This is a genomic window from Pseudomonas sp. Pseusp49 (assembly GCF_059491875.1).
The window spans coordinates 5,889,920-5,910,783 of record NZ_CP168514.1 but is presented as its reverse complement, the minus strand read 5'-3'; the positions used below and the strand labels follow the sequence as shown (position 1 = coordinate 5,910,783).

At 59.4% G+C, this 20,864-nt stretch carries 26 protein-coding genes; 21 read left to right on the top strand and 5 right to left on the bottom strand.

All coding sequences use genetic code 11. The features are described 5' to 3' along the window. The first annotated feature begins 80 nt into the window (after window positions 1-80). The 3 genes from ACEN83_RS26355 (at window position 81) to bamJ (ending at window position 1,801) form a co-directional block, all read left to right on the top strand. A complete protein-coding gene (locus ACEN83_RS26355) occupies window positions 81-569 on the top strand; it encodes a TIGR00645 family protein (RefSeq protein WP_007970904.1) in 489 nt (162 codons plus the stop codon). 203 nt (window positions 570-772) lie between these two features. Beyond that, entirely contained in the window at window positions 773-1,063 is a 291-nt protein-coding gene (locus ACEN83_RS26350; RefSeq protein ID WP_007970906.1) for a DUF6482 family protein, read from the top strand. A 120-nt stretch (window positions 1,064-1,183) separates the two neighbouring features. Next, window positions 1,184-1,801 (top strand): BamJ family beta-barrel-assembly machinery protein, encoded by a 618-nt coding sequence (gene bamJ / locus ACEN83_RS26345; RefSeq protein WP_007970907.1) that lies wholly within the window; start codon window positions 1,184-1,186, stop codon window positions 1,799-1,801. Between the two features lie 132 nt (window positions 1,802-1,933). Here bamJ and ACEN83_RS26340 read toward each other — a convergent pair whose 3' ends face one another. The 3 genes from ACEN83_RS26340 to ACEN83_RS26330 form a co-directional block, all read right to left on the bottom strand. After that, a complete protein-coding gene (locus ACEN83_RS26340; RefSeq protein WP_007970910.1) occupies window positions 1,934-2,191 on the bottom strand; it encodes a PA4570 family protein in 258 nt (85 codons plus the stop codon). Window positions 2,192-2,391: 200 nt separating this feature from the next. Next, window positions 2,392-2,733: a zinc ribbon domain-containing protein YjdM gene (locus ACEN83_RS26335; protein WP_007970912.1), complete on the bottom strand. Its 342-nt coding sequence runs from the start codon at window positions 2,731-2,733 to the stop codon at window positions 2,392-2,394. A gap of 145 nt (window positions 2,734-2,878) precedes the next feature. Further along, window positions 2,879-3,847, bottom strand: a complete 969-nt coding sequence (locus ACEN83_RS26330; protein WP_007970914.1) for a polyprenyl synthetase family protein — start codon at window positions 3,845-3,847, stop codon at window positions 2,879-2,881. 240 nt (window positions 3,848-4,087) lie between these two features. Here ACEN83_RS26330 and rplU point away from each other — a divergent pair, with 240 nt between their 5' ends. The 5 genes from rplU to ACEN83_RS26305 all read left to right on the top strand — a co-directional run bounded on the left by rplU (window position 4,088) and on the right by ACEN83_RS26305 (window position 7,843). After that, a complete protein-coding gene (rplU, locus tag ACEN83_RS26325) occupies window positions 4,088-4,402 on the top strand; it encodes a 50S ribosomal protein L21 (RefSeq protein WP_003176051.1) in 315 nt (104 codons plus the stop codon). Window positions 4,403-4,437: 35 nt separating this feature from the next. After that, window positions 4,438-4,695 carry a 50S ribosomal protein L27 gene (rpmA, locus tag ACEN83_RS26320; protein WP_003281574.1) on the top strand — a complete coding sequence of 86 codons (258 nt, stop codon included), beginning with the start codon at window positions 4,438-4,440 and terminating at the stop codon, window positions 4,693-4,695. A 195-nt stretch (window positions 4,696-4,890) separates the two neighbouring features. Beyond that, a complete protein-coding gene (gene cgtA, locus ACEN83_RS26315) occupies window positions 4,891-6,114 on the top strand; it encodes an Obg family GTPase CgtA (RefSeq protein WP_007970919.1) in 1,224 nt (407 codons plus the stop codon). Window positions 6,115-6,247: 133 nt separating this feature from the next. Further along, entirely contained in the window at window positions 6,248-7,366 is a 1,119-nt protein-coding gene (proB, locus tag ACEN83_RS26310) for a glutamate 5-kinase (protein ID WP_033047437.1), read from the top strand. 12 nt (window positions 7,367-7,378) lie between these two features. Beyond that, window positions 7,379-7,843: a CreA family protein gene (locus ACEN83_RS26305; RefSeq protein WP_015096894.1), complete on the top strand. Its 465-nt coding sequence runs from the start codon at window positions 7,379-7,381 to the stop codon at window positions 7,841-7,843. Window positions 7,844-8,025: 182 nt separating this feature from the next. Here the strand turns inward: ACEN83_RS26305 and rpsT are convergent, their stop codons facing one another. Continuing rightward, window positions 8,026-8,304, bottom strand: a complete 279-nt coding sequence (gene rpsT, locus ACEN83_RS26300) for a 30S ribosomal protein S20 (protein WP_007970922.1) — start codon at window positions 8,302-8,304, stop codon at window positions 8,026-8,028. A 252-nt stretch (window positions 8,305-8,556) separates the two neighbouring features. Between rpsT and murJ the strand changes: the two genes are divergently transcribed. The 6 genes from murJ to ispH all read left to right on the top strand — a co-directional run bounded on the left by murJ (window position 8,557) and on the right by ispH (window position 16,082). Continuing rightward, on the top strand, window positions 8,557-10,095 hold the full coding sequence (gene murJ / locus ACEN83_RS26295) for a murein biosynthesis integral membrane protein MurJ (RefSeq protein ID WP_495578813.1): 1,539 nt from the start codon (window positions 8,557-8,559) through the stop codon (window positions 10,093-10,095). 129 nt (window positions 10,096-10,224) lie between these two features. Beyond that, a complete protein-coding gene (gene ribF / locus ACEN83_RS26290) occupies window positions 10,225-11,163 on the top strand; it encodes a bifunctional riboflavin kinase/FAD synthetase (protein WP_007970925.1) in 939 nt (312 codons plus the stop codon). 13 nt (window positions 11,164-11,176) lie between these two features. Continuing rightward, on the top strand, window positions 11,177-14,008 hold the full coding sequence (ileS, locus tag ACEN83_RS26285; protein ID WP_007970927.1) for an isoleucine--tRNA ligase: 2,832 nt from the start codon (window positions 11,177-11,179) through the stop codon (window positions 14,006-14,008). After that, a complete protein-coding gene (gene lspA, locus ACEN83_RS26280; protein WP_007970932.1) occupies window positions 14,001-14,513 on the top strand; it encodes a signal peptidase II in 513 nt (170 codons plus the stop codon). The genes ileS and lspA overlap by 8 nt, the downstream gene beginning before the upstream one ends. Before the next feature lie 7 nt (window positions 14,514-14,520). Then, entirely contained in the window at window positions 14,521-14,958 is a 438-nt protein-coding gene (fkpB, locus tag ACEN83_RS26275) for an FKBP-type peptidyl-prolyl cis-trans isomerase (RefSeq protein ID WP_172435717.1), read from the top strand. A 176-nt stretch (window positions 14,959-15,134) separates the two neighbouring features. Continuing rightward, the gene (ispH, locus tag ACEN83_RS26270; protein WP_495578812.1) at window positions 15,135-16,082 is read left to right on the top strand and encodes a 4-hydroxy-3-methylbut-2-enyl diphosphate reductase; all 948 of its coding nucleotides are present in this window, start codon (window positions 15,135-15,137) and stop codon (window positions 16,080-16,082) included. On the opposite strand, the gene ACEN83_RS26265 is transcribed toward ispH, so the two are convergent. Continuing rightward, window positions 16,051-16,590, bottom strand: coding sequence for a GspH/FimT family pseudopilin (locus ACEN83_RS26265; RefSeq protein ID WP_495578811.1), 540 nt, complete (start codon window positions 16,588-16,590; stop codon window positions 16,051-16,053). The genes ispH and ACEN83_RS26265 overlap by 32 nt on opposite strands. 124 nt (window positions 16,591-16,714) lie before the next feature. Between ACEN83_RS26265 and ACEN83_RS26260 the strand changes: the two genes are divergently transcribed. Genes ACEN83_RS26260 through thiO form a run of 7 tightly spaced genes read left to right on the top strand, consistent with a single transcriptional unit; the run spans window position 16,715 to window position 20,801 of the window. Then, entirely contained in the window at window positions 16,715-17,188 is a 474-nt protein-coding gene (locus ACEN83_RS26260; protein ID WP_495578810.1) for a GspH/FimT family pseudopilin, read from the top strand. Further along, window positions 17,185-17,634, top strand: a complete 450-nt coding sequence (gene pilV / locus ACEN83_RS26255) for a type IV pilus modification protein PilV (RefSeq protein ID WP_495578809.1) — start codon at window positions 17,185-17,187, stop codon at window positions 17,632-17,634. Before ACEN83_RS26260 ends, pilV begins: the two co-directional genes overlap by 4 nt. Further along, window positions 17,631-18,338, top strand: coding sequence for a PilW family protein (locus ACEN83_RS26250; RefSeq protein WP_495578808.1), 708 nt, complete (start codon window positions 17,631-17,633; stop codon window positions 18,336-18,338). The genes pilV and ACEN83_RS26250 overlap by 4 nt, the downstream gene beginning before the upstream one ends. Before the next feature lie 49 nt (window positions 18,339-18,387). Continuing rightward, window positions 18,388-18,828: a pilus assembly PilX family protein gene (locus tag ACEN83_RS26245; protein WP_495580913.1), complete on the top strand. Its 441-nt coding sequence runs from the start codon at window positions 18,388-18,390 to the stop codon at window positions 18,826-18,828. 25 nt (window positions 18,829-18,853) lie between these two features. Continuing rightward, complete coding sequence (locus ACEN83_RS26240; protein ID WP_495578807.1) at window positions 18,854-19,228, top strand: hypothetical protein; 375 nt, start codon at window positions 18,854-18,856, stop codon at window positions 19,226-19,228. Between the two features lie 14 nt (window positions 19,229-19,242). Beyond that, window positions 19,243-19,644 (top strand): type IV pilin protein, encoded by a 402-nt coding sequence (locus ACEN83_RS26235; protein ID WP_007970514.1) that lies wholly within the window; start codon window positions 19,243-19,245, stop codon window positions 19,642-19,644. 56 nt (window positions 19,645-19,700) lie between these two features. Then, entirely contained in the window at window positions 19,701-20,801 is a 1,101-nt protein-coding gene (thiO, locus tag ACEN83_RS26230) for a glycine oxidase ThiO (RefSeq protein WP_116581807.1), read from the top strand. The last annotated feature ends 63 nt before the right edge of the window (window positions 20,802-20,864 follow it).

The window sequence follows — 20,864 nt, the reverse complement described above, 5'->3', positions numbered from 1 at the left end:
TCGACGTTTTCTGGCAGCTTCTGGATAGGGGCAGGCGACTGATATACTCGCCGCCATTTCCAGTCCACATGTGAGTTTCAATGGAACGCTTTATCGAAAATGCAATGTACGCCTCGCGCTGGCTGCTGGCGCCGATCTATTTCGGCCTGTCCCTCGGGCTGTTGGCGCTGGCACTGAAATTCTTCCAGGAAGTCTTCCACGTCATCCCGAACGTGTTCTCGATGGCCGAATCGGACTTGATCCTGGTGCTGCTGTCGTTGATCGACATGGCGCTGGTGGGCGGTTTGCTGGTGATGGTGATGATTTCCGGCTACGAGAACTTCGTCTCGCAACTGGACATCGACGACAGCAAGGAAAAGCTCAACTGGCTCGGCACCATGGACTCTTCGTCGCTGAAGATGAAGGTGGCCGCGTCGATCGTGGCAATCTCGTCCATTCACCTGCTGCGCATCTTCATGGACGCCAAGAACGTCGACCCCGAGCATCTGCAGTGGTATGTGATCATCCACATGACTTTCGTGGTCTCGGCATTCGCCATGGGTTACCTGGATAAAGTCACCAAGCACTGATTTCAACTTCCATTGTGGGAGCGTGGCTTGCCCGCGATGGCATCACCTCGGTCTAACGACGAACCGCAGTGATGCCATCGCGGGCAAGCCACGCTCCCACAGGGTTGCAAAACAGACGGGCGGCGCCGTTTGTGGCTTGTGCTTTGATGCACCGAAGCCTATCCCTGTAAGTATGTTGGCTCGCCATTGCGTGAGGTGCGTACATGAACCTGCAAGAGTTGAATGCCTATGCCGTCGCCGGGAAGGTCGATGAGCTGAACCTGATCTCCATGGAAGGTGGCATCTACCTGCTGGAAGCACGGATGCATGGCGCGGCGTATCCCTTGAACGATATGCACGGGCACACGATGAGCCTGCGTTCGGTGGAGCATGCCCGTGATGTGCTGCGCTCCTTTCCCAAGTTGCACTTCAACCTTGTGCACACTGTCGTGCATGACGAAATGTGCGGGCTGGTTGCCGATGTGCAGGATACCCTGAAGGTGCCGATCGCCTGACGTCCCTCATCAATGGCATGTCATCTGTGCTAGTCTGCTGGCCCTTTTGGTTCCGGGCGCTCCGGGACGCGCTGTGCACGCACGGCAAGTTCCAGGCCGTCCGCACAGCGGAGCAGTGTCATGTCCGAAGTAAATCTGTCCACCGACGAAACCCGCGTCAGCTACGGTATTGGCCGTCAGCTGGGCGACCAACTGCGTGACAACCCGCCACCGGGCGTCAGCCTGGACGCGATCCTGGCAGGTCTGACCGATGCATTCGCCGGCAAGCCAAGCCGTGTGGGTCAGGAAGAAATGTCCGCCAGCTTCAAGGTCATCCGTGAAATCATGCAGGCCGAAGCTGCAGCCAAGGCTGAAGCGGCCGCTGGCGAGGGCCTGGCTTTCCTGGCTGAAAACGCCAAGCGTGAAGGCATCACCACTCTGGCTTCCGGCCTGCAGTTCGAAGTTCTGACCGCTGGCGAAGGCGCCAAGCCATCCCGTGAAGACACCGTGCGTACTCATTACCACGGCACCCTGATCGACGGCACTGTGTTCGACAGCTCCTACGAGCGCGGCCAGCCTGCAGAATTCCCGGTTGGTGGCGTGATCGCCGGCTGGACCGAAGCCCTGCAACTGATGAACGCCGGCAGCAAATGGCGCCTGTACGTGCCGAGCGAACTGGCTTACGGCGCTCAAGGCGTTGGCGGCATCCCGCCGCACAGCGTACTGGTGTTCGACGTCGAGCTGCTTGACGTACTGTAAGACCTGGCCCGATATGGCGTCGGGCTAATGTGGGAGCGAGCTTGCTCGCGATGGCGGTGTGTCAGTCAATGTATCTGTGATGGAACATCCGCTATCGCGAGCAAGCTCGCTCCCACAGTTTTTTACGGTGATTCATAGTTCGATCTTGTGGTGCAGTTCACTGTGCGGGCGCAACGCCCGGGCATAGCAGAACAGAAACAGATTGCGCACCAGTTCCTTGAGCACCACCGGCTCGCTTGAGCTCAGGCCGCTGACGTCCAGGTCACCCTGGTCCTGCAGCTCGTTCAAGGCTTCTTCTTCCAGTACGGCACAGACTTCCCCGGTTTCCCGATGCAGGATCCTGAGGTAAGGGTGCGGGCGGTCCAGCCAGGCATCGATCAAATAAGTCATATTCTCATCTCCATTAAGGGTTTTATGAGAATAATTCCTATTCAATAAATAGCAAGGTCCTATTGGCGGTTTGCGCTTTTTCCTGGGTAAAGATTGCTTCAGGTCAAAAGGACTGGCGTCTGGCTATTGCGAGGATTTACCGGGTGAAGCGGGGGAGGGAGTTCCATCCCGTGCCGGGCGCGGGATGGATAACAGCAGGATCAGACTTTTCTGACGAATTCGGACTTGAGTTTCATCGGGCCGATGCCGTCGATTTTGCAATCGATGTCGTGATCGCCATCGCACAGGCGGATGTTCTTGACCTTGGTGCCGACCTTGACCACCAGGGACGTACCCTTGACCTTGAGGTCCTTGATCACGGTGATGGTATCGCCGTCCTGCAGGACATTGCCGACCGAATCCTTTTTCACTGTGTCATCGGACGCCGCTTCGGCTTCACCGCTGGCGGACCATTCGTGGGCGCACTCGGGGCAGATCAGTTGGGTGCCGTCTTCGTAGGTGTATTCGGAATTGCATTTGGGGCAGGGTGGCAGCGTGCTCACTAAGGCTCCTTGGATTCAGGATCGCTAAAAAGCGCACATTATATAGGGTTTTTCAGGCGGGGGGAGTTGAAAGCAAAAGATCGCAGCCTTCGGCAGCTCCTACAGGGATGGTGCAGGAGCTGCCGAAGGCTGCGATCTTTTGATCTTAATGCGTACGGGCGACCGCGAACTCACTCAGTTCAACCAGCGCATCGCGGTATTCGCTGGCGGGCAGCGCTTCGAGGCACTTGATCGCGCGGGCCACATAATCGCGGGCCAGTTGCGCGGTGTACTCCAGCGACCCCGAGGCTTCCACGGCTTCACGGATGCTTTCCAGATCTTCGATTCCGCCTTTCTGGATCGCCTTGCGCACCAGGGCGGCCTGTTCCGGCGTACCTTCGCGCATGGTGTAGATCAGCGGCAGGGTCGGCTTGCCTTCGGCCAGATCGTCACCGACGTTCTTGCCCAGGGTCTCGGCGTCGCCTTTGTAGTCAAGCAGGTCGTCGACCAGCTGGAAGGCCACCCCCAGGTGATCGCCGAATGTACGCAGGGCTTCGGCCTGTTCCGGCGTGGCTTCGCAGAGGGCGGCGGCACTGTGGGTCGAGGCTTCGAAGAGCATCGCGGTCTTGCCGCGGATGACTTCCATGTAGGTTTCTTCGGTGGTGCTGGCGTCACGCACCTTCGACAGCTGCAACACTTCGCCTTCGGCGATGATGCGCGTGGCTTGCGAAAGGATCTTCATCACTGGCATGGAACCCAGTTCGACCATCATTTCGAAGGAGCGCGAATACAGGAAGTCGCCGACCAGCACGCTTGGCGCGTTGCCCCACATGGCGTTGGCGGTCGAGCGGCCACGACGCATGCCGGACATGTCGACCACATCGTCATGCAGCAGGGTGGCGGTGTGCAGGAACTCGATGGTGGCGGCCAACAGGCGCAGTTCGTCGCCTTCACGGCCCAAGGCCTTGCCGCACAGCAGCACTAATAAAGGACGCAGGCGTTTGCCGCCGGCCGAGGTGATGTAATCGCCGATTTTCGATACAAGCGGCACGCGCGAAGTCAGCTGCTTCTTGATGATGCCGTCGACGGCGCTAAAATCGTCCGCCACCGCGCGGTAGAAAGCTTGGGGTTGCATCAGCGACAGTCGCTCCAGAAGGGTTGCGCGGCATGCTAGGACCCACGCCAGCAGGTGTCAAGGCGCGATGGACGGCCCCTTGCAAGGCTGGCGTGGCTTGCGTACAATCGCGCACCCTGAACTTCCTGGGCAGCACCTGCCTTACGCAATTGCAAGCGGGCCTTCCAGCCCCATGCAGCCATGCCAGCCAATACCTCTTCTTATAAAGAGCTGGGTGAGCAGGATTATCGGAGAAATACCATGTCTTATGCAGTAATCGTTACTGGCGGCAAGCAGTACAAAGTCGCCCCAGGTGAATACCTGAAGATCGAAAAACTGGAAATCGCTACCGGCGAATCCGTTACCTTTGATCGCGTTCTGTTGGTTGCCAACGGTGACGACGTGAATATCGGCGCTCCAGTTGTTGCTGGCGCTACCGTTGTGGCTGAAGTGATCTCCCAAGGTCGTCACGATAAAGTCCGCATCATCAAGTTCCGTCGCCGTAAGCACCACATGAAGCGTATGGGCCACCGCCAGTGGTACACCGAGATCAAAATCACCGGTATTCAGGCTTAATTTCAGCCTAATTCCTCACTAGGAGAATTGAACTCATGGCACACAAAAAAGCTGGTGGTAGTACCCGTAACGGTCGCGACTCAGAAGCCAAACGCCTTGGCGTGAAGATGTATGGCGGCCAGGCTATCAAAGCAGGCAACATCATCGTGCGTCAGCGCGGTACCCAATTCCACGCTGGCTACGGCGTTGGCATGGGTAAGGATCACACCCTCTTCGCTAAAGTCGAAGGCGTGATCAAGTTCGAAGTAAAAGGCGCCTTCGGTCGTCGTTACGTGAGCGTAGTCGCAGCTTAATTGCGCGATCGCTGGAAAAGCCCTGTCTCGCGACGGGGCTTTTTCGTTTGTGGGGTGAGTCTCTTGCAAAGCTGTTTGTATGGGCTGTCGGCGTACGATGTAGGTGTCGTGGTTTGGGGTCGCTGCGCTCATTTTTGCAAGAGTCTTATGTCTTGATTGTTTTTCGGCTCGTCCGTATGGCGAGAGGCGTTTGTTATGAAGTTTGTTGATGAAGTATCGATTCGAGTAAAGGCCGGTGACGGCGGCAATGGCTGCATGAGTTTCCGTCGCGAAAAATTCATCGAAAACGGTGGTCCGAACGGTGGTGATGGTGGTGATGGCGGTTCCATCTACATGATGGCCGACGAAAACCTCAACACCCTGGTGGACTACCGTTACACCCGGCACTTCGATGCCGAGCGTGGTTCCAACGGCGGCAGCACCGACTGCACCGGCAAGAAGGGCGAAGATCTGATCCTGCGTGTACCGGTGGGTACCACGGTGATTGACTCTGCCACTCAGGAAGTGATCGGCGACCTGACCAAGGCCGGCCAGAAACTGCTGGTTGCACACGGCGGCTGGCACGGCCTGGGCAACACCCGTTTCAAATCCAGTACCAATCGTGCGCCACGCCAGACTACGCCAGGCAAGCCGGGCGAGCAGCGTGACCTGAAGCTGGAAATGAAAGTGCTGGCGGACGTGGGGCTGCTGGGCTTGCCGAATGCCGGTAAAAGTACCTTTATCCGTTCGGTATCGGCCGCCAAGCCGAAAGTGGCCGACTACCCGTTCACCACGCTGGTGCCGAACCTGGGTGTGGTCAGCGTCGATCGCTGGAAAAGCTTCGTGGTCGCGGACATTCCGGGTCTGATCGAAGGTGCTTCCGATGGCGCGGGCCTGGGGATTCGCTTCCTCAAGCACTTGTCGCGTACTCGCTTGCTGTTGCACCTCGTCGACATGGCGCCGCTGGATGAAACCAGTGCTCCGGACGCCGCCGAAGTCATTGTCAGCGAGCTGACCAAGTTCAGTCCGTCTCTGGCCGAGCGTGATCGCTGGTTGATCCTGAACAAGTGCGATCAGATTCTTGATGAGGAGCACGATGCTCGCGTCAAGGAGATCGTCGATCGCCTGGAGTGGACCGGTCCGGTCTACGTGATCTCGGCAATTGCCAAGCAGAACACCGAGCGCCTGTGTCATGACATCATGCGTTACCTGGAGGATCGTGCCGATCGCCTGGCCAACGATCCTGCCTACAAGGAAGAGCTGGCCGAGCTCGATCAGCGCATCGAAGATGAAGCCCGTGCCCAGTTGCAGGCGCTGGACGATCAGCGTGCACTGCGTCGCAGCGGCGTGAAGTCGGTCCACGACATCGGCGACGATGATTGGGACGAAGAAGATGTGGATGACGAAGACGGTCCGGAAATCATTTACGTGCGTGACTGATTCGTTGCGATAAACTTAAGCGCCGCTCAATCGAGCGGCGTTTTAGTATCTGTAAATCGTTGGTCGCAAATAGCCACGAATAACGTCACGGGCAGCGCTGGGTCGCGCTGTCCTCAAGCTAAGGTTGAAGATGATGCGGAGCAAGGTGACAGGTGCGCAGCGTTGGGTCGTGAAGATCGGCAGCGCTTTGCTGACGGCGGACGGCAAAGGCCTGGATCGCGCGGCAATGGGTGTCTGGGTTGAGCAGATGGTGGCCTTGCATGAGGCGGGTGTCGAGCTGGTGCTGGTGTCCTCCGGGGCGGTGGCGGCCGGTATGAGCCGCCTGGGCTGGACTTCGCGACCCAGTGCGATGCACGAGCTTCAGGCCGCTGCTGCAATCGGCCAGATGGGGCTGGTGCAGGCCTGGGAGTCGAGCTTTGCCGAGCATGGTCGGCATACCGCGCAGATTCTCCTGACCCACGACGACCTGTCCGACCGCAAGCGCTACCTGAACGCCCGCAGTACCTTGCGCGCATTGGTCGAGCTCAAGGTCATTCCGGTCATCAACGAGAATGACACCGTGGTCACCGACGAAATCCGTTTCGGCGACAACGACACCCTGGCGGCGCTGGTGGCGAACCTGGTCGAGGCTGACTTGCTGGTGATCCTGACGGATCGCGATGGCATGTTCGACGCCGATCCGCGCAACAATCCAGATGCCCAGCTGATTTACGAAGCGCGTGCCGATGATCCGGCGCTCGATGCGGTGGCGGGCGGTACGGGCGGGGCGCTGGGGCGTGGCGGCATGCAGACCAAGCTGCGCGCGGCGCGCCTGGCGGCCCGTTCCGGTGCTCACACCATCATCGTCGGTGGGCGGCTTGAGCGTGTGCTGGATCGCCTCAAGGCGGGCGAGCGCATCGGCACCTTGCTCTCGCCGGAGCGCGGCATGCTGGCGGCACGCAAGCAGTGGCTGGCCGGTCATCTGCAAACCCGTGGCACCCTGGTGCTGGATGCCGGTGCGGTGACCGCGTTGTCCCAGGGCAACAAGAGCTTGCTGCCGGTCGGGGTCAAATTGGTGCAGGGCAGCTTCCGTCGCGGCGAGATGGTGGTTTGCGTGGCGCCGGACGGTCGTGAGATTGCCCGCGGCCTGGCCAACTACAGTGCGCTGGAAGCGCAAAAAATCATCGGTCAGTCGTCCGAGGCGATTGTCGGTCTGCTGGGTTACATGGCGGAGCCGGAGTTGGTTCACCGCGATAACCTGATTCTGGTCTGAAGGAATACCTGAATGCGCGTGGCAAAAGGATTGTTGGGATTGCTGTTGGCGATGCCGCTGCTGGCTTCGGCCGAGGAAATCGGTCAGGTGTCGACGGTGTTCAAGTTCGTCGGGCCAAATGACCGGATCGTGGTCGAGGCTTTTGATGATCCCAAGGTCGAGGGTGTGACCTGCTACCTGTCGCGCGCCAAGACGGGCGGGGTCAAGGGTGGTCTTGGATTGGCCGAAGACCGTGCCGAGGCGTCCATCGCCTGCCGGCAGGTCGGGCCGATCAGCTTCAAGGGTGAGCTCAAGGATGGCGACGAGGTATTCAAGGAGCGCACGTCCCTGGTGTTCAAGACCATGCAGGTGGTGCGCTTCCTCGACAAGAAGCGCAATACGCTGGTGTACCTGGTGTACAGCGATCGCTTGATCGAGGGCAGTCCGCAGAATGCGGTGACGGCGATTCCGATTCTGCCGTGGGCGCACGCCCAATAATCTGACGCAAAACAAGCTGTGGGAGCGGGCTTGCTCGCGAATGCGGACTGTCAGTCAACGATGATGTTGAATGTGATGGCCCCTTCGCGAGCAAGCCCGCTCCCACATTTTTTTGTGTGCTTCACCAAATCACAGGCAATAAAAAACCGACCCTGAGGTCGGTTTTTTAATGAGCGTGTCGCTTAGGCAGCAGCGGCAACGTTCAGGGCCTTGACGTGGCCATTCAGGCGGCTCTTATGACGAGCGGCCTTGTTCTTGTGGATGATGCCTTTATCGGCCATACGGTCGATAACTGGCACAGCCAGAACGTAAGCGGCTTGAGCTTTGGCAGCGTCTTTTGCGTCGATGGCCTTAACTACATTCTTGATGTAGGTACGAACCATGGAACGCAGGCTGGCGTTGTGGCTGCGACGCTTCTCAGCCTGTTTTGCACGTTTTTTGGCGGAAGGTGAGTTGGCCACCGTCGAGCTCCTCGAAAGACTTTTTAGGAAATAGCAAACAAAATAGGCCGCGAATCATGCCGATGAGTTGAAGTCTTGTCAAGGGCGCTTGAAACGTTCCGCTAAGTGGTAGGCGTGGTGCGACGGGATATTTCTTTCCGGCGTGTGACCTGTAAACTCGCGAGCTTTGGCTCTGTGCTGTTGCGGCGCGGAGTATCGCACAAGTAGGCGCGTAGTTCGCCTGCTGTTTATCGACAGGCACAAACTCTTTCCATGAATCTGCTCAAATCGTTGGCCGCCGTCAGCTCTATCACGATGCTTTCCCGGATTCTGGGATTTGTCCGAGACACCCTCATCGCCCGCACATTTGGCGCAGGAATGGCGACTGACGCCTTCTTTATCGCCTTCAAATTGCCCAATCTGCTGCGACGGATCTTTGCCGAAGGAGCGTTTTCCCAGGCGTTCGTGCCGATTCTTGCCGAATATAAAAGCCAGAAGGGCGAAGAGGCGACGCGTACCTTCATCGCCTACGTCTCGGGCCTGCTGACACTGGTGCTCGCGCTGGTCACAGCGTTGGGCATGATCGCCGCACCGTGGGTCATCTGGGTCACGGCGCCGGGGTTCACCGATACGCCGGAAAAATTCGAACTGACCTCCAGTCTGTTGCGGGTGACCTTTCCCTACATCCTGCTGATTTCCCTGTCGTCGTTGACCGGTGCGATCCTCAATACCTGGAACCGCTTTTCGGTGCCGGCCTTCGTGCCGACCCTGTTGAACGTCAGCATGATCATCTTTTCGGTGTTTTTGACGCCGTACTTCGATCCGCCCGTCATGGCGCTCGGCTGGGCGGTACTGGTCGGCGGCCTGGCGCAGTTGCTCTATCAGCTACCGCACCTGAAAAAGATCGGCATGCTCGTACTGCCGCGCCTGAACTTGCGTGACAGCGGTGTGTGGCGCGTCATGAAGCAAATGTTGCCGGCCATTCTCGGTGTCTCGGTGAGCCAGATTTCGCTGATCATCAACACGATCTTCGCGTCTTTCCTGGTTGCCGGTTCCGTGTCGTGGATGTATTACGCCGACCGTTTGATGGAGCTGCCGTCCGGGGTGTTGGGCGTGGCGCTGGGGACGATTCTGCTGCCGACCCTGGCCAAGACCTACGCCAGCAAGGATCGCCACGAATACTCGCGCATCCTCGATTGGGGCCTGCGTCTATGCTTCGTGCTGGTATTGCCTTGCGCCCTGGCGCTGGGGATTCTGGCCGAGCCGCTGACGGTTTCCCTGTTCCAGTATGGTCAGTTCGATGCCCATGATGCGGCCATGACCCAGCGTGCGTTGATCGCCTATTCCGTCGGATTGCTCGGGATTATCGTGATCAAAGTGCTGGCGCCTGGCTTTTATGCGCAACAAAACATCCGCACGCCGGTGAAAATCGCAATTTTCACGCTGGTCGTCACTCAGTTGTTTAACCTGTTGCTGATTGGTCCTCTGGCTCACGCCGGTCTGGCGCTCGCCATCAGCGCCGGCGCCTGCCTCAATGCGGGGTTGCTCTTCTATCAGTTGCGTAAACAGCAGATGTACCAGCCGCAACCGGGCTGGGCAAAGTTCGGCTTCAAGCTGGTGATTGCGGTGGCGGTGATGTCTGGCGTGTTGCTGGCAGGGATGCATTTCATGCCGGCCTGGGGTGAGGGGCAGATGCTTGAGCGTTTCCTGCGTCTGGGTGCTTTGGTAGTTGCCGGTGTGGTGGCTTATTTCGGCATGTTAGTGTTGATGGGCTTCCGTTTGCGCGACTTCAATCGCAAGACGCTGGGCTGAGGTTCCGGCCTCGATAAACACGGGCGGGCCGGCGGTTTTGTCGGTTCGATCACTTTGGGTTACGGTGTTGCCTGTCGTCGGCCGCCGGGTGTGGTTATAATCGACCACTTTATGAGCAAGAAGCGCGTTATGCAGCTGGTTCGAGGCCTCCACAATCTGCGCCCCCAGCATCGGGGCTGTGTCGCCACTATTGGCAACTTTGACGGTGTACACCGTGGCCACCAGGCTATCCTGGCGCGGCTGCGCGAGCGTGCGCTCGAGTTGGGCGTGCCCAGTTGCGTGGTGATTTTCGAGCCGCAACCGCGCGAGTTCTTCGCTCCGGAGACCGCACCGGCCCGTCTGGCCCGTCTGCGGGACAAGCTGCAATTGTTGGCCGCCGAAGGCGTCGACCGCGTTCTGTGCCTGGCTTTCAACCAGCGCCTGAGCAAACTCAGCGCCAGCGAGTTCGTCGATACCATTCTGGTCGATGGCCTGGGTGTCCAGCACCTGGAGGTCGGTGATGACTTCCGTTTCGGTTGTGACCGCGCGGGAGATTTCGATTTCCTGCTACAAGCCGGCATCCTTCAGGGATTTACCGTCGAAGCGGCGCAAACCGTCGAGCTGGATGGCATCCGTGTCAGCAGCACGCAGGTTCGCAATGCCCTGGCCGCCGCGGATTTCGCCTTGGCCGAACGCCTCCTCGGGCGGCCGTACCGGATCGCCGGTCGCGTATTGCATGGCCAGAAGCTTGCTCGGCAATTGGGTACGCCCACGGCCAACATACAACTCAAGCGCCGTCGCGTACCGTTCACCGGGGTTTACCTGGTGGACGTCGAGATCGATGGCAAGACCTGGCCCGGCGTCGCCAATATCGGCGTGCGGCCCACGGTTCAAGGTGATGGCAAAGCCCACCTGGAAGTGCATCTTTTAGATTTTGCCGGCGATCTGTATGACCGGCGTTTAACGGTGGTTTTCCACCACAAGCTGCGTGAAGAGCAGCGTTTCGCCTCTCTGGAGGCACTGAAAACGGCGATCAGCGCGGATGTCGCCGCCGCCCGTGCACTAGCCGCACCTAGCGCCCATCGCTAATGAAGAGCCTTAAATGACCGACTATAAAGCCACGCTAAACCTTCCGGACACCGCCTTCCCAATGAAGGCCGGCCTGCCACAGCGCGAACCGCAGATCCTGCAGCGCTGGGACAGTATTGGCCTGTACGGAAAGTTGCGCGAAATTGGCAAGGATCGTCCGAAGTTCGTATTGCACGACGGCCCTCCGTACGCCAACGGCACGATTCACATCGGTCATGCGCTGAACAAGATTCTCAAGGACATGATCATCCGCTCGAAGACCCTGTCGGGCTTCGACGCGCCTTATGTCCCGGGCTGGGACTGCCACGGCCTGCCGATCGAGCACAAGGTCGAAGTGACCCACGGCAAGAACCTGGGCGCGGACAAGACCCGCGAACTGTGCCGCGCCTATGCCACCGAGCAGATCGAAGGGCAGAAATCCGAGTTCATCCGTCTGGGCGTGCTGGGCGACTTCGCCAACCCGTACAAGACCATGGACTTCAAGAACGAGGCCGGGGAAATCCGTGCCCTGGCTGAAATCGTCAAGGGCGGTTTCGTGTTCAAGGGCTTGAAGCCCGTTAACTGGTGCTTCGACTGCGGTTCGGCCCTGGCTGAAGCGGAAGTCGAGTACGAGAACAAAAAGTCCTCGACCATCGACGTGGCTTTCCCGATTGCCGACGAAGCCAAGCTGGCTGCCGCCTTCGGTCTGCCTGCCCTGGGCAAGCCGGCCTCGATCGTGATCTGGACCACCACCCCGTGGACCATCCCGGCCAACCAGGCGTTGAACGTCCACCCGGAATTCAACTACGCCCTGGTCGACGTCGGCGACAAGCTGCTGGTGCTGGCTGAAGAGCTGGTCGAGTCGTGCCTGGCGCGCTACTCGCTGGAAGGTTCGGTAATCGCTACCGCCGCTGGTTCGGCGCTGGAACTGATCAACTTCCGTCACCCGTTCTACGACCGCCTGTCGCCGGTATACCTGGCCGACTACGTCGAACTGGGCGCCGGTACTGGCGTGGTTCACTCCGCACCGGCTTACGGCGTGGATGACTTCGTGACCTGCAAGAAGTACGGCATGGTCAACGATGACATCCTCAACCCGGTACAAAGCAACGGCGTATATGTGCCTTCGCTGGAATTCTTCGGCGGCCAGTTCATCTGGAAGGCCAACCCGGCCATCGTCGACAAATTGACCGAAGTCGGTGCGTTGCTGCACACCACCGTCATCGAACACAGCTACATGCACTGCTGGCGCCACAAGACCCCGCTGATCTACCGCGCCACCGCGCAGTGGTTCATCGGCATGGACAAGCAGCCGACCACTGGCGACACCCTGCGCCAGCGCTCGCTCAAGGCCATTGAAGATACTCAGTTCGTCCCGGCCTGGGGCCAGGCGCGCCTGCACTCGATGATCGCGAACCGTCCGGACTGGTGCATCTCCCGTCAGCGCAACTGGGGTGTGCCGATCCCGTTCTTCCTGAACAAGGAAAGCGGCGAGCTGCACCCACGTACCGTCGAACTGATGGAAGAAGTTGCCAAGCGCGTCGAAGTCGAAGGCATCGAAGCCTGGTTCAAGCTGGACGCCGCCGAGCTGCTGGGCGCCGAAGCGCCGCAGTACGACAAGATCAGCGATACCCTGGACGTCTGGTTCGATTCGGGCACCACGCACTGGCACGTCCTGCGCGGTTCGCACCCGATGGGCCACGAAACCGGCCCGCGCGCCGACCTGTACCTGGAAGGCTCGGACCAACACCGCGGCTGGTTCCACTCGTCGCTGCTGACCGGTTGTGCCATCGACAACCACGCGCCGTACCGCGAACTGCTGACCCACGGCTTCACCGTCGACGAGTCCGGCCGCAAGATGTCCAAGTCCCTGGGCAACGTGATCGCGCCGCAGAAAGTCAACGACACCCTGGGCGCCGACATCATGCGTCTGTGGGTTGCCTCGACCGATTACTCGGGTGAAATGGCCGTTTCCGAGCAGATCCTGCAACGCAGTGCGGACGCCTACCGGCGTATCCGTAACACCGCGCGCTTCCTGCTGTCGAACCTGACCGGTTTCAACCCGGCCACCGACCTGCTGCCGGCCGAAGAAATGCTGGCACTGGACCGTTGGGCCGTGGATCGCACCCTGCTGCTGCAGCGTGAGCTGCAAGAGCACTACAGCGAATACCGCTTCTGGAACGTGTACTCGAAGATCCACAACTTCTGCGTGCAGGAGCTGGGTGGCTTCTATCTCGACATCATCAAGGACCGCCAGTACACCACCGGCGCCGACAGCAAGGCCCGCCGTTCGTGCCAGACCGCGCTGTTCCACATCTCCGAGGCGCTGGTGCGCTGGATCGCGCCGATCCTGGCGTTCACCGCCGACGAACTGTGGCAGTACCTGCCGGGCGAGCGTAACGAGTCCGTCATGCTCAACACCTGGTACGAAGGCCTGAGCGAACTGCCGGAAGGCTTCGAGCTGGGTCGCGCCTACTGGGACCGCATCATGGAAGTGAAGGTCGCGGTCAACAAAGAGATGGAAATCCAGCGTGCAGCCAAGGCTGTCGGTGGCAACCTGCAAGCCGAAGTGACCCTGTTCGCCGAAGACGCGCTGACTGCCGACCTGGCCAAGCTGAGCAACGAACTGCGTTTCGTGCTGATCACCTCGACTGCCAGCGTTGCACCGTTTGTGAAGGCACCAGAGGACGCGGTCGTCACTGAAGTCAGCGGCCTGAAGCTGAAGATCGTCAAGTCGGCCCACGCCAAATGCGCCCGTTGCTGGCACTGCCGCGAAGACGTCGGCGTGAACCCGGAGCATCCGGAAATCTGCGGTCGTTGCGTGGACAACATCAGCGGCGCTGGCGAGGTCCGTCACTATGCCTAATGCCGTTGGCCGTTTCGGACGGCTGAGCTGGCTCTGGTTGAGTTTGCTGGTCCTGGTCATCGACCAGGCCAGCAAGTTCTACTTCGAAGGCAAGCTCCAGATGTACCAGCAGATCGTGATCATCCCCGATTACTTCAGCTGGACCCTGGCCTACAACACTGGTGCGGCGTTCAGCTTCCTGGCTGACAGCTCCGGCTGGCAGCGCTGGCTGTTTGCCTTGATCGCAGTCGTGGTCAGTGCGGTGCTGGTGGTGTGGCTCAAGCGTCTGGGGCGCAACGAGACCTGGCTGGCGGTTGCGCTGGCGCTGGTGCTCGGTGGCGCGCTGGGCAATCTGTATGACCGCATTGCCCTGGGCCATGTGATCGATTTCATTCTGGTGCATTGGCAGAACCGCTGGTATTTCCCGGCGTTCAACTTTGCCGACAGTGCAATCACGGTAGGTGCAGTCATGCTGGCACTGGATATGTTCAAAAGTAAAAAGACCGGAGAAACCGTTCATGACTGAACAGGTATTGGCTGAGCAACGCATCGGCCAGAACACGGAAGTCACCTTGCATTTCGCATTGCGCCTGGAGAATGGCGACACGGTGGACAGCACCTTCGACAAAGCCCCGGCGACCTTCAAGGTCGGTGACGGCAACCTGTTGCCAGGTTTCGAAGCAGCCCTGTTCGGTTTCAAGGCCGGTGACAAGCGTACACTGAGCATCGAGCCGGAAAACGCGTTCGGCCAGCCGAACCCGCAAAACGTGCAGATCATTCCGCGCTCGCAGTTTGCAGACATGGAGCTGTCGCCGGGTTTGCTGGTGATCTTCAACGATGCGGCCAATACTGAATTGCCGGGCGTGGTGAAAGAGTTCGATGACGCGCAAGTGACCATCGACTTCAATCACCCGCTGGCGGGCAAGACGCTGACCTTTGACGTCGAGATCATCAGCGTCAAAGCACTGTAAAAGTGTGGGAGCGGGCTTGCTCGCGAAAGCGGTGTGTCAGACGACATAAATGTTGAATGCCAGTCAGCATTCGCGAGCAAGCCCGCTCCCACACTGAACCCTCGCTGTTCTTGAACACGGTGTTCGACGAACGGCAGGGTATTACCATTTTTCGAGCGCAAGACACGAGGCACAGCATGCAAATCAAACTCGCCAACCCCCGTGGCTTCTGCGCCGGTGTGGACCGGGCGATCGAAATCGTCAACCGCGCCCTGGAAGTCTTCGGGCCGCCGATCTATGTGCGCCACGAAGTGGTCCACAACAAATTTGTCGTCGAAGACCTGCGCTCCCGTGGTGCGATTTTCGTCGAAGAGCTGGATCAGGTGCCGGACGACGTCATTGTGATCTTCAGTGCACACGGCGTTTCCCAGGCCGTGCGCAGCGAAGCGGCTGGCCGCGGGCTGAAAGTGTTCGATGCCACGTGCCCGCTGGTGACCAAAGTCCACATCGAAGTGGCGCGCTACAGCCGTGACGGCCGAGAGTGCATTCTCATCGGCCACGCCGGTCACCCGGAAGTCGAAGGCACCATGGGCCAGTACGATGCCAGCAATGGTGGCGCGATCTACCTGGTCGAAGACGAGAAAGATGTCGCGGCGTTGCAGGTGAACAACCCTGAAAAGCTCGCCTTCGTGACTCAGACCACCTTGTCGATGGACGATACCAGTCGCGTTATCGACGCTCTGCGTTCGCGCTTCCCGGCCATCGGTGGACCGCGCAAGGATGACATTTGCTACGCCACGCAAAACCGTCAGGATGCGGTCAAACAACTGGCCGACGAGTGCGACGTGGTGCTGGTGGTTGGCAGCCCGAACAGTTCCAACTCCAATCGCTTGCGCGAACTGGCAGAGCGCATGTCCACTCCGGCTTACCTGATCGATGGTGCCGAAGACCTGCAAAAGAACTGGTTCGACGGCGTCGAACGTATTGGCATCACCGCTGGCGCATCCGCCCCGGAAGTCCTGGTGCGCGGCGTGATCCAGCAGTTGCAGGCCTGGGGTGCCACCGGTGCCGATGAGCTGGCCGGTCGCGAGGAGAACATCACGTTCTCGATGCCTAAAGAACTGCGCGTTCGCTCGTTGCTCTGAATTCAGTCCTTTTTTCGCATAACGGCTGCTCAGCCTTGTCGTTGCGCAGGCTGACGCGACCGGTCCGTGCCAACACCACTTGATGTTGGCTTACCGGTTCGCGAACGGCGCAAATGTGTAACGTTCCTCCAATCAGTGCTTCGCCCTGACCTCTGAATCGTATTGAGCTTTCGACCGATCCGTTCCCTACAATCGACATGCGTGCGCCGCTCTGGCGTTCGGCCAACAGTGGATTGTCGCTGTCCATCTCCCCCTTGCCGCTGATATCCAGGATCATCCGCCAGCCTTGGCTCCAATCGCCGTTGATGCCGTGAATCACCACGGCCTGGTTGCGGACGATGGCTTCGCTCCGGGCGGTGCGAATACCACTGAAAAGAGCCTGCGCCGCTTGCTGTCTTTGGTTCGACTCGATCAGCGTTGCGAACGCCGGAGTCACCAGAAGCAGAACAATTCCTGTAATTGCCAGTCCCATGAGCAGTTCGATCAGGCTGAAGCCGTATTGCCGCATGACATATCCCTCCGTGGCGTGCTGTGGCTCGCGCAATCCGTGCGCGAGAAATGGCAACGCACAGCATCATTCGAGCGTTGTGCTGCGCAACAGCAGGTATAGCTGAAGGAAACAGAAGGGCCCGATGGAGCATCGTACAAAAGGTTTCACGCTGATCGAGTTGCTGATCGCGCTCGCGATTCTTCTGATCCTGCTGACTATGGCCGTCCCGGCGTTTACCCGCTCGACGCAAACAACCAGGGCAGATACCGAAGTCGCGGACCTGCAGCGAGCATTGAATGTTGCCCGGCTCGAAGCCATCGAGAGGGGCAATACCACGCGGGTGCGGCCGATAGCTGGCGGGAATGCCTGGAGTGGAGAGCTGGCGATTTACGACGGTGCTGGCGCTTTGGCCAATGTATTGCGGGTTGTTCCGGCAATGAGCAGCGGCGCAACTCTGGCGCTAACCTCTGGCGTCACTGCCATCGATTTCAACAGTCTGGGCGGATTGTCATCACCGTCCTCGGAGGTGGTGATCAACTATGGGCGGGGAGCACAAAGCAGGACGCTGACAGTGTGTTTGAACGGACGAATTCTATTGGGGGGACGTTGCGGATGAAGGCAGGGATGCAAGGCTCGCAGGAGGGCATGACGCTGGTCGAAGTCCTGGTGGCGTTAGTCATTCTGGGGGTGGGGTTGCTGGGCGCAGCGGCGTTTCAGCTCAATGCGCTGAAGTACACGGACAGCGCGCGCATGACCAGTCAGGCCAGTTTTATCGCCTACGACATGCTGGACCGCATTCGCGCCAATGCCGCTGCGGACTACACCATTGCGCCTCCGGCTTCGGGCAATCCGGACGTTGCCCGGGATCAGGACCTGTTTGACTTCAACGCCAACATTGTCAGCTCACTCGGCGCCACCGCGACCGGCAGGGTCACCGTCAACCAGCAGCTGTACACCATCACGATCAACTGGGACGACTCACGGGCCGCGAATACTGCCGACTCGCGGCGCAGCTTCGTCCTGACCAGCCGCACAGCCGTCGATCCGGGGGCGACCCCATGACTCGTTGCAGCAAAGGCTTCGGCCTGGTCGAGTTGCTGATCGCCCTGGCATTGAGCCTGATCGTGGTGCTCGGCGTGGTGCAGGTTTTCATTGCGGCCAAGAACACCTATCTCAGTCAGAATGCGGCCGCGAATATGCAGGAGGATGCACGTTTTGTGTTGAGCAAAATGATTAAGGAAATCCGCATGGTCGGGATGTTCGGTTGTCTGGAAACGATCACTGATTCAAGTGAGAAAGGTGATTTCCATGCCAGTCGTACAACGCCGATTCGTTGGGAAAACGGCGGCCGCCAGTTGACGCTGGTGATGTCGGATGTCGGCAGCAGTGGCGACAAGCCGGACTGGACCGTGCTTTCCGATTGTAAAACCCATTCGACGGCCTACAGTGAAGGCCGGACGCCAGCGGCAGGGCAGCAGGCATTTCCGATCCGGCGGCTGAGTTACAGGTTCAGCAACAACCAATTGCTCATGAAGGGCGGGGCCGCAGCAGACCAGGTACTGGTGGATAACGTCAGCGCTTTCGACGTGAGCTTCGGCTTGGCCAGCACGGCCACTGATCTGGCTGCATCCCGCTACAGCAGCAACCCGCCGGACCCCGCGCTGATTCGTAGCGTACGCCTGAGCCTGACCCTCACCGACCCGAGCCGCCGGGTGAGCGATCAAACCTTCAACGTGGTTGCCGCTCTGCGCAACCGCTTGCCATGAGGGAATGCCATTGAATCGTTCTCCCGTGACATATCACACCCAGCGCGGCATGGCGCTGCTGGTCAGTCTGGTCTTCTTGCTCTTGCTGACGCTGATTGGTCTCTCCTCGATGCAGAGCGCGACCCTGCAGGAAAAAATGGCCGGTAGCGTCGCCTTGCACAACCAGTCGTTTCAGAGTGCCGAGGCAGCATTGCGGGTGGGCGAGAGTGGAGTGCAACGGGACAGTTATGCGCTACCTGTTTGCAGCGGCATCGTTCAATGTGCACCACCGTCCGAGTCCTCGACTATTACCGCCGCCGGCTTCAACGCCACTTCCGGAGTGACCTGGATTGCATCGGGCAAGGGTTTTTATGGCGTGCAAAACATCGGTGTCAGCAAGAATGCGGTGAATGTGCCAATCAATACCCAGGCGACCTTGTATCGGGTAACGGCAGTCGGCATCGCGGGGCATTCGCGCAGTGTGGTGGAGAGTATCTATGCGAAGTACTGAGCGATCTGTCAGGTTATGGTCACACTTGCTCGGCGTCGTTGTCGCGCTTGACCTGTCGATGTCGGCGCATGCAGCCACGCCAGCGGATTCGCCAGCGCTGAACCGGCCAACCTGTCTGGCGAATGGCAACTGGTACGGTTTCTATCATGGCAATCAGGGCTTGAAAGCCGTCTGCCTGAAGCTGCCCGAAGCGATCAGCGTTAAGATGCTCGACAGCAACGCCGATGGCGTGGTCGACAACCTCGACACGCTGTCCGAGGGTGTGATCTTCGTCGGAGAACATTCGCCCCAGGATACCGGCGACAATGGCGGGGTCGTAAACGATTCCACTGGCGACGACACGTCGGGGATGGAAAAATCCGGCGGCAGCCGTCGCATCATGTGGCGACAAATACAGTAAGTGAGAGTTGAGGCATGCGTAGTTCCAACCGCGGTTTTACCCTGATCGAAATCATGATCGTGATTGCGATCATCGGGATTGTCATGACCATTGCCGCCCCGAGTTTCACCGAGTACCTGAACAAGGGCCGTCGCGCGGAAGTGGCGGGTCTGCTTTCGGAGCAGGCGCAGCTCCTGGAACGCTTCTACTCGCAGAAAAATGTCTACACCGATGCGACGGGCCTCAGCGCCGGCAATGACTACTACAGCATCACTCCAGCCCTGACCGACCAGACCTTTCTGCTGACGGCGGTACGCAAGGCCGGCTCAAGCATGGCCACTGACAAATGCGGTGATCTGACCATCACCAACACCGGTGTACTGGGTATGGTCAATGCGAAGTCCGGCCTGACCAGCAAAGATTGCTGGGGGCGCTGAGTTTCTTTTTCAGGTGCTTTTTGCACCCTCTGTCTATTTAACGATTGGATCAGAACATGACCAGGCAACAGCAAGTGGTGATTGTCGGCGGTGGGGTGATTGGCTTGCTGACGGCCTTCAATCTCGCCTCCGAAGTGCAAAGCGTTGTGCTGCTGGATCGCTCGAACGTCGGTCAGGAGTCGTCCTGGGCCGGTGGCGGCATCGTTTCGCCGCTTTACCCGTGGCGCTATAGCCCGGCGGTCACTGCGTTGGCTCACTGGTCCCAGGACTTTTATCCACAACTGGGCGAGCGCTTGTTCGCCGCCACCGGTGTTGATCCTGAAGTGCATACCACCGGTCTGTATTGGCTGGATCTGGATGACGAGGCCCAAGCGCTGGCCTGGGCCGCGCGGGAGCATCGTCCGCTAAGTGCCGTGGATATCTCGGCGGCACACGACGCCGTGCCAGTGCTGGGCAGCGGTTTTTCCCGGGCTATCTACATGGCCGATGTCGCCAACGTGCGTAACCCGCGTCTGGTGAAGTCGCTCAAGGCCGCGTTGCTGGCGCTGCCGAACGTGACGATCCATGAGCAGTGCGAAGTCAGCGGATTTGTTCGTGACGGCAACAAAGTGGTCGGCGTGCAGACCGCCACCGGTGTTGTTCTCGGCGATCAAGTCGTTCTGACGGCGGGAGCCTGGAGCGGTGAATTGCTCAAGTGTCTTGATCTGACGCTGCCGGTCGAGCCGGTGAAAGGGCAGATGATTCTCTACAAGTGCGCGGCGGATTTCCTGCCAAGCATGGTCCTGGCCAAGGGCCGTTATGCGATTCCCCGGCGCGACGGACACATACTGATCGGCAGTACGCTGGAGCATGAAGGTTTTGACAAGACGCCGACCGGGTCTGCGCTGGAAAGCCTGAAGGCGTCGGCGGTGGAATTGATCCCGGCACTGGCCGATGCCGAAGTGGTGGGGCACTGGGCCGGATTGCGCCCGGGATCACCCGAGGGCATTCCCTATATCGGCCCGGTGCCGGGGTTTGAGGGGCTCTGGCTCAACTGTGGGCATTACCGTAACGGACTGGTGTTGGCGCCGGCGTCGTGTCAGTTGTTTGCCGATGTGATGCTGGGTCGTACGCCGATTATCGATCCGGCGCCTTATGCGCCTGCCGGGAGACTTTGAAACAAGCGAAAAAGATCGCAGCCTGCGGCAGCTCCTACATGATTGGAGCGCACCTCCTGTAGG

Bases quoted from the DNA above. Each gene is read 5' to 3' on its own strand.
- ACEN83_RS26355 (WP_007970904.1), top strand. From the start codon at position 81: ATGGAACGCTTTATCGAAAATGCAATGTACGCCTCGCGCTGGCTGCTG.
- ACEN83_RS26350 (WP_007970906.1), top strand. From the start codon at position 773: ATGAACCTGCAAGAGTTGAATGCCTATGCCGTCGCCGGGAAGGTCGAT.
- bamJ (WP_007970907.1), top strand. From the start codon at position 1,184: ATGTCCGAAGTAAATCTGTCCACCGACGAAACCCGCGTCAGCTACGGT.
- ACEN83_RS26340 (WP_007970910.1), bottom strand. From the start codon at position 2,191: ATGACTTATTTGATCGATGCCTGGCTGGACCGCCCGCACCCTTACCTC.
- ACEN83_RS26330 (WP_007970914.1), bottom strand. From the start codon at position 3,847: ATGCAACCCCAAGCTTTCTACCGCGCGGTGGCGGACGATTTTAGCGCC.
- rplU (WP_003176051.1), top strand. From the start codon at position 4,088: ATGTCTTATGCAGTAATCGTTACTGGCGGCAAGCAGTACAAAGTCGCC.
- rpmA (WP_003281574.1), top strand. From the start codon at position 4,438: ATGGCACACAAAAAAGCTGGTGGTAGTACCCGTAACGGTCGCGACTCA.
- cgtA (WP_007970919.1), top strand. From the start codon at position 4,891: ATGAAGTTTGTTGATGAAGTATCGATTCGAGTAAAGGCCGGTGACGGC.
- proB (WP_033047437.1), top strand. From the start codon at position 6,248: ATGCGGAGCAAGGTGACAGGTGCGCAGCGTTGGGTCGTGAAGATCGGC.
- ACEN83_RS26305 (WP_015096894.1), top strand. From the start codon at position 7,379: ATGCGCGTGGCAAAAGGATTGTTGGGATTGCTGTTGGCGATGCCGCTG.
- murJ (WP_495578813.1), top strand. From the start codon at position 8,557: ATGAATCTGCTCAAATCGTTGGCCGCCGTCAGCTCTATCACGATGCTT.
- ribF (WP_007970925.1), top strand. From the start codon at position 10,225: ATGCAGCTGGTTCGAGGCCTCCACAATCTGCGCCCCCAGCATCGGGGC.
- ileS (WP_007970927.1), top strand. From the start codon at position 11,177: ATGACCGACTATAAAGCCACGCTAAACCTTCCGGACACCGCCTTCCCA.
- lspA (WP_007970932.1), top strand. From the start codon at position 14,001: ATGCCTAATGCCGTTGGCCGTTTCGGACGGCTGAGCTGGCTCTGGTTG.
- ispH (WP_495578812.1), top strand. From the start codon at position 15,135: ATGCAAATCAAACTCGCCAACCCCCGTGGCTTCTGCGCCGGTGTGGAC.
- ACEN83_RS26265 (WP_495578811.1), bottom strand. From the start codon at position 16,590: ATGCGGCAATACGGCTTCAGCCTGATCGAACTGCTCATGGGACTGGCA.
- ACEN83_RS26260 (WP_495578810.1), top strand. From the start codon at position 16,715: ATGGAGCATCGTACAAAAGGTTTCACGCTGATCGAGTTGCTGATCGCG.
- pilV (WP_495578809.1), top strand. From the start codon at position 17,185: ATGAAGGCAGGGATGCAAGGCTCGCAGGAGGGCATGACGCTGGTCGAA.
- ACEN83_RS26250 (WP_495578808.1), top strand. From the start codon at position 17,631: ATGACTCGTTGCAGCAAAGGCTTCGGCCTGGTCGAGTTGCTGATCGCC.
- ACEN83_RS26245 (WP_495580913.1), top strand. From the start codon at position 18,388: ATGGCGCTGCTGGTCAGTCTGGTCTTCTTGCTCTTGCTGACGCTGATT.
- ACEN83_RS26235 (WP_007970514.1), top strand. From the start codon at position 19,243: ATGCGTAGTTCCAACCGCGGTTTTACCCTGATCGAAATCATGATCGTG.
- thiO (WP_116581807.1), top strand. From the start codon at position 19,701: ATGACCAGGCAACAGCAAGTGGTGATTGTCGGCGGTGGGGTGATTGGC.